General features: G+C 60.4%; 8 protein-coding genes. 4 read left to right on the top strand and 4 right to left on the bottom strand.

Translation table 11 applies throughout. The annotated features are described in order from the left end of the window. Nucleotides 1-6 precede the first annotated feature (6 nt). Nucleotides 7-921, top strand: a complete 915-nt coding sequence (locus tag QR290_RS14780; protein ID WP_289202907.1) for a LysR family transcriptional regulator — start codon at nt 7-9, stop codon at nt 919-921. Here the strand turns inward: QR290_RS14780 and QR290_RS14775 are convergent, their stop codons facing one another. Continuing rightward, on the bottom strand, nt 922-1,176 hold the full coding sequence (locus QR290_RS14775; protein WP_007957535.1) for a hypothetical protein: 255 nt from the start codon (nt 1,174-1,176) through the stop codon (nt 922-924). It lies immediately after the preceding gene. Between the two features lie 153 nt (nt 1,177-1,329). Here QR290_RS14775 and QR290_RS14770 point away from each other — a divergent pair, with 153 nt between their 5' ends. Next, nucleotides 1,330-1,647, top strand: a complete 318-nt coding sequence (locus QR290_RS14770) for a DUF883 family protein (RefSeq protein WP_085696402.1) — start codon at nt 1,330-1,332, stop codon at nt 1,645-1,647. Nucleotides 1,648-1,703: 56 nt separating this feature from the next. Here QR290_RS14770 and QR290_RS14765 read toward each other — a convergent pair whose 3' ends face one another. Further along, on the bottom strand, nt 1,704-2,735 hold the full coding sequence (locus QR290_RS14765; protein ID WP_115077838.1) for an Ldh family oxidoreductase: 1,032 nt from the start codon (nt 2,733-2,735) through the stop codon (nt 1,704-1,706). A gap of 191 nt (nt 2,736-2,926) precedes the next feature. Between QR290_RS14765 and QR290_RS14760 the strand changes: the two genes are divergently transcribed. Then, nucleotides 2,927-7,735 (top strand): dermonecrotic toxin domain-containing protein, encoded by a 4,809-nt coding sequence (locus QR290_RS14760; RefSeq protein ID WP_289202906.1) that lies wholly within the window; start codon nt 2,927-2,929, stop codon nt 7,733-7,735. 71 nt (nt 7,736-7,806) lie between these two features. Here the strand turns inward: QR290_RS14760 and QR290_RS14755 are convergent, their stop codons facing one another. After that, nucleotides 7,807-8,076: a PepSY domain-containing protein gene (locus tag QR290_RS14755; protein ID WP_007957544.1), complete on the bottom strand. Its 270-nt coding sequence runs from the start codon at nt 8,074-8,076 to the stop codon at nt 7,807-7,809. Between the two features lie 154 nt (nt 8,077-8,230). Between QR290_RS14755 and QR290_RS14750 the strand changes: the two genes are divergently transcribed. Then, entirely contained in the window at nt 8,231-9,232 is a 1,002-nt protein-coding gene (locus QR290_RS14750; protein WP_289202905.1) for a FecR family protein, read from the top strand. Nucleotides 9,233-9,293: 61 nt separating this feature from the next. Here the strand turns inward: QR290_RS14750 and pvdQ are convergent, their stop codons facing one another. Beyond that, complete coding sequence (pvdQ, locus tag QR290_RS14745; RefSeq protein ID WP_289202904.1) at nt 9,294-11,630, bottom strand: bifunctional acylase PvdQ; 2,337 nt, start codon at nt 11,628-11,630, stop codon at nt 9,294-9,296. Nucleotides 11,631-11,921: the final 291 nt, after the last annotated feature.

Below are 11,921 nucleotides of genomic sequence, written 5' to 3'. Positions count from 1 at the left end.
AATGATATGAGCCAAATGAATATCGCAACCGTCGACCTCAACCTGCTGAAAGTTTTCGAAGCCCTGCATGAAGAGTCCAGCGCCAGTCGCGCGGCGTTGCGTCTGGGCGTGACCCAGTCAGCGGTCAGCGCGGCGTTGCGTCGGTTGCGCGAGGTGTATGGTGATCAGTTGTTCGTGCGCACCGGCCGGGGGCTGGCGCCGACGCTGAAGGCCAACCAGTTGAAACCGGTGGTCAGCGATGCGTTGAACAAGTGCCGGCAAAGCCTGGCGATGGTCGACCCGACCGCCCATCACTACGACGGACGCTCGGTCACCGTGGGCCTCTCGGACGATTTCGAAATCGCTTACGGCCGCCGGCTGATCGAGGAAATCGCCCGCCGTGCACCGAAACTGCGGCTGATCTTCCGCCAGACCCACAGCCAGATCGTCGCCCGCGCGCTGATGGAGCGCAGCATCGATCTGGCGATCACCGCCGGTGGATTCGCCGAGCGGCTGCTCAGCCGTCAGGTGTTGGGTGAAGGGGGTTACGCGTGCCTGGTGGATCCGGCGAGCCTGGCGCCGGGCCAGCAGCAGATCGATCTGGAAGAATTCGTCACCCGCGAGCACCTTCTGGTGTCGTCGGGCGGTTTTATCGGGATCACCGATGAAGGGCTGGCGGCGCTGGGCCGCAGTCGTCGGGTCTGCGCCTCGACCACGCATTTCGCGGCGTTGCCGCATCTGCTCAAGGGCAGCGATGCCGTGGCGACCATTCCAGCCCACGCGGCGCAGGCCATTGCCTCGATGAGCGGGCTGGCGCTGCTGCCCTGCCCGCTGGCACTGCCGCGTTATCCGATCGAACTGGGCTGGCGCACCAGCACCCAGATCGATCCGGTGGTGCTGACGGTGCGCGAAGCGATTGGCGCCAGCTTCAGGGCCGAGTGATTACTTGTTGGCCGCCATCAGGCGATTGACTTCACTGCGCACCATGTTGGCGAACTCCGGCGGCGACATACCGTCCAGTTCGGCGCGGACGAATTCAGCCCATTTGCCCTTGCGCTTGGAGCGCTCGCCGAACAAGCGCGCGGCTTCGCCCTTGGCTTTGCCCAGATTGTTCTGCCAGAGTTCGAACAGTCGGGATTTTTCATCTTCCAGCGCGGCGCGCTCTGCGAGGGATTTGTCGGCCAGATTGAAACTCATCGGGAATTACCTGCTGCATGAAATGGCGACATCTTACACGCTGGGCGGAAACCTCTGACGCAGGTTTTTTCTCCGGATAGAAAATCGCTGCAACTTTTCAAGACGCGCCACACTCCATTGTTCACTGTCCATTCACCTGCAAGGAGTTACCCAATGGCCCGGAAAACCGCCGTTCAAGCCGCCGAAGACCAAATCAAGGACCAGGCCTTCAGTGAACTTCAGGCGCTGATCGAGGAGTCGGAAAAACTGCTCAAGAGCAGTGCCTCTCTGGTCGGCGAAGAAGCAGAGACCCTGCGCGGGCAAATCGCCCAGAAGTTGCAGCTGGCACTGGATTCGGTCACAAACGTGCGTGACCGCACCAAACCCGCGGTAGACGCCACCGAGAGCTACATCGGCGGGCACCCGTGGCAGACCGTGGCGATTTCCGCCGGCTTCGGTCTGGTGGTCGGATTGCTGCTCGGTCGCCGCTGAGCGCGAACAAAAAAAGGCGAGCCCTCGGGCTCGCCTTTTTCATGTCCGGCAAACACTCATTCGCCGGCCAGTTCACGCAGCTGCGACAGAGTCTGTTGATCCAGCTCGATCCCCTTGGCCAATGACTTGGCCCGCTGCAAATGCCGCCGATCTCCCGGCAGGCGCTTGAGCCCTACCCCGTGCATCTGCCGCACCAGTTCCTGACTGCGTTCGGCAAAACTCTGCCCGGCAGTCTTGCTCGGGTCGATCACGATCAGCAACTGACCGGTCCACGGGGTCTTCGCTCCCGGATGGTTCTTCCAGTCGAATTCGAACGAGAAATTGCCGCCGGTCAGCGCAGCGGCGAGCAACTCCACCATCATCGACAGCGCCGAGCCTTTGTGCCCGCCGAACGGCAGCAATGCGCCGCCTTCCAGAATCGCTTTCGGGTCGCAGGTTGGCTGACCGAGGCTATCAACGCCCATGCCCGCCGGCAGTTTTTCGCCCTTGCGTGCGGCGATCTGCACGTCGCCATGGGCGATGGCGCTGGTGGCCAGGTCGAACACGATGGGTGCCCCGTCAGCCCGTGGCGCGGCGAAGGCGATCGGGTTGGTGCCGAACAATGGCCGGTCGGCGCCGTGCGGCACCACGCAGGTCATGCTGTTGACCACGCTCAGCGCCACCAGGCCTTCATCGGCGAAGGGCTCGACGTCCGGCCACAGCGCGGCAAAGTGATGGGAATTGCGGATCGCCAATATCGCGATCCCGGCACTGCGGGCCTTTTCCACCAGCAGTGGACGTGCCGCCGCCAGCGCAGGTTGAGCAAAACCGTTACCGGCGTCGACACTGACAAACCCCGAAGCCACGTCCTCGACCTTCGGCACAGCCTTGCCGTTGACCCAGCCACTGTTGAGCGTCGAAACATAACCCGGCATCCGGAATACGCCGTGACTGTGAGCACCGTCCCGCTCGGCGTTGGCGCAATTGGCGGCCAGCGTTCTGGCGACGTCGGCCGAGGTGCCGTGACGGGTGAAAATCCTTTCCAGCAGTTGAGTCAGCTCGTCCAGGGACACCGTGGACGAGACCGCATGATCGTGTGGCGCAGACATCTGAAGCTCCAGAATAATTATTGGAGGGAACAACAGCGAACGAACAACCCGCCAGAGGATTAACCACGGCTGGCCGGTTGCCTGTCAACCCCGCAATATTTATCTACCACCCTCGCCGCCGTCCCCCGTCCTAGCCTTGCGTCTCGACCCACCGGCGCCTGCCAGCATGCGCCCCTCATCGAGACTCGATCATGTCAGCCCCCCTCCAGCCGTTGTTGTTCCCCGATGTCTTCGACGCCCCCGGACGATGGACCGAACTGGGCAAGACCCACGGTCTGTCCGAACACGAATTCAAATGGCTCGCTCATGCCAGGCTCTCCTCCAGCCGATTACGCAGCCAGCAGACACCGCCCATGCGCGCCGAGCGCATCCTGCTCAACGTTGGCAGTGAAATGCCTTTGCCGTTGCCGGGTGCGTTCGTTCTTGGCGAGACGCCCGTCGATAAAGCCCGGATCCTCTACACCGTGTTCGACGGCCTGAAAAAATACCGTGACCGCGCCGACCTGAAACAACAGCTCGAGCGAAGACTGAACAATGCCGATGACCAGACCAGTCTGTTGGCGTTCCTGTCCTTGCCGCAACGCAAGCGGCTGCTCGATGCCGACAACATAACGGTGTCCTTCAGCATCATCGATGGCGATGTATTTGATGAAAACACCTCGGCCATCCAGCAGGCGCAGGTTCTGAATGCGCAGGCCATGCGAGCGGAGCTGGAAAAGCTGCCGACGCTCAGTCACCTGCTGGAAAGCATCCTTGATGAATTGCTCAAACCGCATTTCGGCAGCTTGCAGCAAAACCGTACCCGTGTCGGCTTCTACACCCAGGACGATGACACCGCGCTGACAAGACATTGGCTCGACTCCATGAGCCTGAGCGATGCAGTGCTGTTGCATTACCGGCACCAGCAATGGCCGACCACTGCGTTGCGGGAGTTCTCCCACCCCGGCAGATCAGCCGCCAAAGGCGATCAGGCGCAATGGGAAGAGGCTGTCACCAGCGCGTCCGGCAAGTTGCCGGCGCTGCTTTTCCGGCAACTGGAACACTATTGGGACGCGGCCTCTGCCGACGGGTCGACGCGACGCGCGTTCTTCGCCAACGTTCTGGAGGACCAGGCGCGCGGCGAATGGATGATCAAACGCGAAAACGGCATTCTCGATGCGAAGCAATTCAGCGCACTGCATCAGTTGATGACGCACGATGCACAAGGCCCGCAGCGCCCCGTCACCGAAACCGTGCGTCTTTGGGAGCACGAAGCCAATTACGTCGAACTGGCGGGGTCGCTGATGATCAGTGCCAGCCAGGCCTTTCTCTACACCCCGGTGCAGGGCCTGCAAGTACTCACCGATTACAACGACCTGAAACAGACGCTGCAGAGCAAGTTCATTGCCAAGGGCCATGAAGACGAGCTCTACGGCCTGCTCAGCCTGGAAGAGCGCAACCGGTTTCTCGGTTTCGACCAGCCGCAGGTGTCGGGAGACCGGATCGTCGGAGAAGTCTTCAAGATCCTCTTCGAATGGATCATCACCAAGCAGCGGCAAAACATCGAGTACGCCCTGCAAGTGTTTCGCCACAGCGATGGCGCGGTGAATCTGCACGCCCTGTTCGACAAGAGCCTGGACATCCGCTCGATGATTCATGCGCGTTTGCTAGAGCTCGACAGTGCAGGACGCTGGAGCACGCACCCGGTACTTTCGGGCAATCAACAGCCGTCCATGGTTCTGGCGGACAAGGCACGCGCCGCGATCAAGACGTACAGCAGCGTCGAAGCGCCGCTTCGCCAGACACTCAAGACCCAACCCATGGCAACTCAGGAGGCCCAGCGGCCGTTTCTTGAAAGCCTGAAGACAAACCTGGCTCATGCCTGGTCTATCGGGGTGACTGGCGAAGCCCGGCTGCGAGCATTGAACGGCACACTGCCAGCCTCGGTACGGGCGATCGTCGATGCCGTGTTCAATCCAGACCAGCCGACCCGCGCGCTACGTCAGGCGCTGGAGGGTTTTCGCCCTGACGCCTATGGGCTCACCCTGCGCTCTGGCGACCAGCAGAAGCTGCTGCCACTCGCCCATTGCCTGCTGATGACCGAGCGTGGCGGCCTCGACGTTCAGCACTCCGGTCGTGCGGTGTTGTGGACACCTGCACTCGGGCTTGAAGTATTCGACTCCGTTGCAATTGCCCGGCGAAGGCTCGAGCAACGCTTGCTGCACAAGGTGCAACGCCTGTCGCTGCTGGAGAATATTCTGCCTGCACAGTTTCAGCTGCATCAGCGTTATACCCTGGGGACTTTTCAGTTCATCGAACACAACGTGCTGCATAACCGCATGCAATCGGCGATCGAGCATTTTCTCGGGCGCTGCGAGCAGGTGCGCACCCGCGTGAAGGATCCGGTCAGGCGCGGCAAGGCGCTGACAAGGTTGAGTGGGGAGGCTTTTCACACCAGCCTGAAACTCGCAACGGCTCATGCCCGGGCAATCGTCTCCCGGCAAACCTATCCTGCCTGGCTCGGCATGGCGTCGGTCGCGGAACAGAAACTGCACGTCGAACTTCTGGAGCAGTGGCGCCAGAGCGTCGTCGACGACAAGGATTACCTGAGCGGTGTGCCGACACTGGCCAGCCATGTCGAAAAGACGTTGAAGTCACTGCTCGATAGACGATTCCCGGATACCGGACTCAACCCTCGCCACATCCGGATAACGCCCAACCTGGCCCTGGCCGGCCCTGCCCGCAACCTGCTCGAGTTTGCCCTCAATCACATCAATATCGCCCAAGGCACGGGTTTCAAGGTCACCTCGATAACCGCCAGTGCATTGCCCAAGGGGCTGGATCAAAACGCAGTCACGCAACTGCTGCTGTCGCTCGAGATTCCCACCACCTACAGCGAAATCATCAGGCAGGCATTGGCGACGATTACGTCTGCCGGCCTCTCACGACAGGAGACTTTCTTCCGTCAATTGCCCTGGCAGTTGTTGCAGCATGCTCACGCGCTGAAACTGCAGCAGCATTTGTCAGAAACGGCATTCAGTTACATCCGCCAGGCGCTGGACATGCCTGATGCCATTGCTCGTGCTGCCGTATCCGGCGCACAGGCCATGGTGTGCCCGTTGTCGCTGATCAAGACGGTAGGAGCCGCCGCAGTCGAAGCATGCGGACTGTATGTGCTGGCCCCCGGCACCGGGCACAAGGGACCACGATTGCTCTACACCCCCTACGCCGAGCAGGCCTTTCACGAATTTCCCGATGAAGAAAGTCTGATCAGCGCGCTGAACATTCCGGGTTTGTTGCAAAACCTGCTGCTGCGTCGCCTGCCACCAACCCAGCGAGCGATTTTCCGCAGTCTGTTTGCCAGCACTCTGGGACAGACCAGCGAAATGACGCTGGACTACCGCCCGATTGGCGGCAACCTGCTGGAGCGTCTGTATCAGGACAATCTCGATCTGTTGAAACAGATGCTCGGCTCGCAGAACGACAGCGACGGGCAATCCGACTGGGAAACCGCCAAAGTCCTGTTCAGCGACGACATTCGACAGGTCGTGGACGTGCTGCCGGGCAAACTCGCCTGTGGGCGTTTTCTCTGGCAGGCCTACGATGACTTCAAGGATTCAGCCGAGGCCCTGCAGAATCATCACTGGAGGAAGGCGCTGACGTCGTTTATCGATGGCGCCGAGCAAATGGTGGCCGTCGGGCTGCTGTCCGAAATGTCCGCTGAAAACGCGGATGCCGCCGATGTCGGTCAGCAGACGCTCGCGTCCGGCACGCAGAAGATCGAAAAGCTTGTGGCTGCGAATCTGTCGGAAATCGAATCGACTTCACCTCAACGCACCCTCCTGCAGCCTTTCGAAGCGATGGACGTGGCACTCAAGGATCTCACCTACAGCGCGACTCAGGGCGTGTACCAGAAGACTTCCAACAACCGTAGCTATGCCGCAGTGGACGGCAAGGTATACCGGGTCGTCAAAAACGGTGCGGACTGGCAATTGGCAAAGGATGACGTTCGCGGCCCGTCGATGCGCAAGACCGACTCACGGACAGTTCGGATCACCCAGGGTCAAACCGTTCATTACGGCAAAGTCTTTTCCAGAATGATCGTGCACAAAAAGTACACTCGCCTGCGCCGCACGATGCTCAACATCGAAGCGCACGGCATGGAAGAGATCAGTCGAAGATACCCTGAGAAAGCCCGGATACTGGGACATGCGGTCGGAGTAGCGCGGGATTATGCATTCAACTGTCTGCACAACCTGGCCATTCTGGACATCAACGTCGTGCCCGGAGGGCGGGTCAACCGGTTTCTCATGGAGTTCTTTGATATCCCACGCGTCACGGCGCAGATCCTGTCCAGGATAAACGCCGCGATCCTGCCCATCTGCAATGCTCTGGTAGACCCGGCAGACGATCTGCTCAACACCGATCGCTTTATTGTCGGCTCAACCAGATGGTTTCACGACGTGATTGCGTTTGTCCTCGATGGCGACCTGAAGAACAAGGTCCATTTCACCCAGCATTTTTTTGACCAGGATCTGGGAGACTACGTGCCCGTCACTGCGCCTGGTTTTGATATTGACGGCCATGCTCAAGCCGAAACCCTGATACATGAGATGGCCCATCAACTGAGCAATGCCTGGGACATTGCGACGGTCAGGGGGCGAGAGCCTTTCTGTGACCTGATATCGTCCGCTACTCCCGACGGTGCGAGATTGCTCCAGTACCTGCAGGACGAACGAAGAACCGCGCTGTCACTGGCCACGCCCCGTGCACAACTGTTTGCAGAGTGGAGCCCGGATCAGGCGGCCTGGGTCGACCTGGACAGAATTGAGGAGAAACAGACCACCGCGGCGGAGATTTTCAGGCAAACCGGCAGCGTCACCATGAGCGAGGCGCGCAATGCGTTCCTGGATCGGCAGTCTTCAGATGCCCGCGTCGGTGTCATCTTGCACAACGCCGATTCGATCGCGCTGCTGATCTGCGAAGTCGGCCGGCAGCTGGAGGTTGTGCCGTCCCCTTGATCCCCACAAAAAATGCGCAGGTTCATTACCTGCGCATTTTTTGTGGGGATCAAGGGGCAACGGCGTCGAGATCAGTCTTTCTGATCACGCAAGACATTGCCCGACGCGCCATCGATACGGAATTCGTACACCACGCCGTCCGCCTTGCGCCCTTCCCCTTTCCAATAGCCGTTGTTGTCGGCCTCGATCTCGTAGACCTCGACATACCCGGCCTTGGTTTTAACGATTTCGATGGCCTTTTCGATCGTGATCCATCCAGCGCCCGGGCGGTCGGCCAGCGCCGCACCGGCACTCAGGAGACTGGCGGTTGCGACGAAAGCGGCCAAGGTTCTTTTGATCATTTTTTCACTCCATTTATGGATAGTGTTCACGGGACGTCCTGGTTTTTGGGGCGCCTGAGCGGAAAAAAGTTCAACGTTTGATGGGTAAATGCCATGACGGTTGTTCTCGGCGCCTTCCCCTCAAGGTTAGAATGCGGGAAATCAGGAAGAGTCAATGACCCAGAACACCCTCTCGGAAGCCGAATACGATGCCATCACCGATGCCGCCGCGCATTGGTGCATGCGTCTGCACGCCGTCGACTGCACCGCTGAAGAGCGGCAGGCGTTCGAACAGTGGCGCGATGCACACCCGCTTCACGCATTCGAGTATGAGGCGATGCTGGAGATCTGGGATGTCGCCGAGCATTTGCCGCGTCCCGAACCGGCGTTGGTTGTACCGATGCCTGCGCCGGCCCGGACGTGGCGCCAATACGCGGTTGCCGCCTCCGTTTGCGCTCTGGCGTTGCCGCTGGCGGCCTGGACCGGATGGAATCTGGGGTGGCTGCCCAACAGCTATCAACACTTCGCCGCCACCGACAATGTGCGCCATGTCACGCTGGGGGACGGCAGTCAGGTCGAGCTGAACCTCAACACCGAGCTGACCTACAGCAATTACAAGGACGAGCGTCGCGTCACCCTGAAAAAGGGCGAGGCCTTCTTCGAAGTCAGCCATGACCTGAGCCATCCGTTCGTCGTCAGGGCCGCAGAAGGCAAGATTCGCGTCACCGGCACCCGTTTCAACGTCTGGATGTACGAAGATCAGGTGAAGGTGAACCTGATCGAAGGTTCCGTTCTGGTCACCAGCAACACTCGGCTGTCGGGCGATGGCTTGCGCCTCGGCCCTTCAATGCAGGCCCGCTACAGGCACGGCGACTTCATACCGCAAATCAGCCAGACCTATGCCAACGACAATTCGCTGGCCTGGCGCAGCGGCAAACTGATCCTCGACAACCTGTCGCTGAACGAAGCGCTGCCGATGATCAACCGCTACCTGGACAAACCCTTGATGCTCGCCGACAGCGCGACCGGCTCGATCCGGGTAGGCGGCATTTACAACATCAAGGAGCTGAACAGCTTCGCCAGCTCGATGCCGAAGGTGCTACCGGTGTTCCTGACCCGCAACAAGGAAGGCAACCCGGTGATCAATCCGATGCCGCAGCAACCGCCAAAAAACTGAAGGCCGTTCCCGTGAGGGAGCGGCCTTCTGCTTTTACGGTGTCAGCCCCTAGGACCGCTGATTACTGCGCCGCGACTTTCCCTGCTTTTTCCAGATCATCGCGTACGGTCTGTACCTGATACTGCGGATCAGCCTTGATCTGCTGTTCGGTGAACGGCAACACGCTCCACTGTTTCTTCGAGAACGCCTCGGTCTGGTCGCGGGAATACTTCGATGCGGGATCGCTGGACAGAGAGAACGCCAGCAGGCCCTGGGCATGCGGCCCCTTGTCGTCGAACGTCACGACTTGCAGATAACTGGTGCCACTGACCACTTCCAGCTTGCCGTCTTCGCGCGGCACGCTCTGGATGGCGTTGTAGATGCCCAGCGTACCGGGACCGCCGTGGATCGGCGTTTGCTGGCCGCCACTGCTGACCACCTGTACGTCACCCCAACGGGTTTTCTCGGTCAGGCCCATTTTTGTCGCCGACTCGGCCGACGCCAGCATGGCCTCGCGCAACGCCTTGGCCACGTCGGGATTTTCAACAGCCAGCCCGCGCGGTGTGTGCTGCGCGTCCTTCGGATCGAACGCCACGCGCCAGGCCTGCGGCAATTCCTGCATCGCTTGCATGATGCTCTGGAAATGCACCAGGCCGATGCCCGAGTCCAGATTCGCCCGGCCGTCCCACGCTTTCAGGCTGCTGCACACCGATTTCAACGCTGCCTCAGGCTGCGAAGCACAGAACTTCAACAGATCCGGCACCACCTGAGTTGCCAGGAACACCTGATCGTCCATCACCATGTGTTGCAGATCCTGCACCGACAGCGGGCCTTTCTTGTTCAGCGTCGCCAGGCGATCCAGTGCAAAGCGCGAGCGCAGGCCCAGCGGCTGCCCGTCCTGACTGATCAGCGGCGAGAAACCGGTCAGCGGTTGCGCCGGGTTGGCCAGCCAGGCCGAGTCGTTGGAGTGCTGGACGAAGTCCTTGCGCAACAGCTGCGGTAACTGGCTGGAGGCGTAAATGCCCTTCTGTGCGGCTTGCGGGTCGATGTCCCAGGCGCAGGCGCTGTTGGAGCCGTCGAGCACGATCATTCGCAGGCCGATGCGCGGGTCGCTGCACTTGGCCAGTTTGTCGGCACTGACGTTCGGCACCACCGACAGGTTCATGTACAGCGTCTGGCCCTTGTCATCCACGGCCAGGGTATTGACCCACGGGATGCCCTGGATCGTGTGCACCGAATCCTGCAGATCCTTGAGATTACCGGCGCGATTCATGGCATACCACTGCTTCAGCACCCGGTCATTTTCAAGGTTGGCATCGCGCAGGCTATAGGCGAACTGATTGTTCCAGTCGAGCTTGCCGGGCCACTGCACGATCGGGCCGAACTGTGAACTGTAGACGTCGCGAGAAACCGGTACGACCTGGCCGTCCGCCTGTTTGACCTGCACCGTAACCGTCTGTTTGTTCATCGGCAGGGACTGGCCGTCGAGCAGGTAACGGGTCGGATCCTTCGGATCGAGTTGCAGGCGATACAGGGTGAAATGCTTGGACGAGTCGACGGTATGGGTCCAGGCCAGGTGCTGGTTGAAGCCGATGTTGATCATCGGCAGGCCCGGCAGCGCCGCGCCCATCACATCCAGTTTGCCGGGGATGGTCAGGTGCATCTGATAGAAACGCATGCCGCCGACCCACGGAAAATGCGGGTTGGCCAACAGCATTCCACGGCCATTGAACGAACGCTCGCTGCCCACCGCCACCGCGTTGCTGCCACGGTCCAGGGCGAAGCGTTGCAGCCGCGTGTCCGCCAGTTGGTAAGCCCGCGCATCGTTTTCGATCTGCGCAGTGGCCTGTGGCGGTGTAGCGCCCGCCAGGGCTTCGGCGAACTGCCCGACACCGCCCTCGACCAGCAGACGACGGGTCAGCTTCACCAGGTCTTCGGCGGCGATATCGCGTACCCATTCACCCTGGCACTGTTGCGGCAGCCCCTGCTGGCGGCGCTCGGCCAGGTAACGGTTGTAGCCGGCGGCATAACCTTCCACCAGATCACGCACTTCGACCGGCTGCGCCTGCCAGAAGGCGTTCACTGCCTGTGGCGTGTTGAGCCACTGGAAGAACACGTCGCTGACGCGGTTCTCGCGCTCTTCGACCGTCAGTTGCTCCGGCCCGAAGTACCGCGACCGCTCGCCGTTGACCGTCACGATCTCGTTGGCCAGCAGACACAGGTTGTCCTGCGCGTAGGCATAACCGATGCCGAACCCGAGACCGCGTTCGTTTTCCGCGCGAATGTGCGGTACGCCAAAGCCTGTACGACGGATATCGGCGCCGGTCTGCCCGGAAGGGCTGAACGCCTGCGCCGACAGACTCAGCCCGAGTAACAGGCCGGCAAGGGTCAGTCCGGTGAATTGCCTGGAAATAGTCACGCTCGCTCCTGATCGAAATGCCGAAGAGCGAACCGCCCGCCACCGTGAACACGTCGGGCCCGGCTCGCTCTGAAATCACCCACGCGCCACGCGCAATGAGCCTGTCCAGAAAACGAAGCCGCGGGAAAAAAATTTAGTCGGTCACACACCCGTTTGGCGCCGTAATCACGGGGAAAAGACGAAACGACGACAAATTTTCTACATTTTTCGCTTCATGATTTGTCGAGCTGAAACGTCTTGTTTAGAGAGAGCACAAAAAACCTTTCCTGATCAGGCTCTGAAAGGAGTAAT

This window comes from Pseudomonas fluorescens (assembly GCF_030344995.1).
GTDB classification, from domain to species: domain Bacteria; phylum Pseudomonadota; class Gammaproteobacteria; order Pseudomonadales; family Pseudomonadaceae; genus Aquipseudomonas; species Aquipseudomonas fluorescens_BF.
Note: the sequence above shows the minus strand (reverse complement) of the source record. Positions and strands in the feature narration are given on the sequence as shown.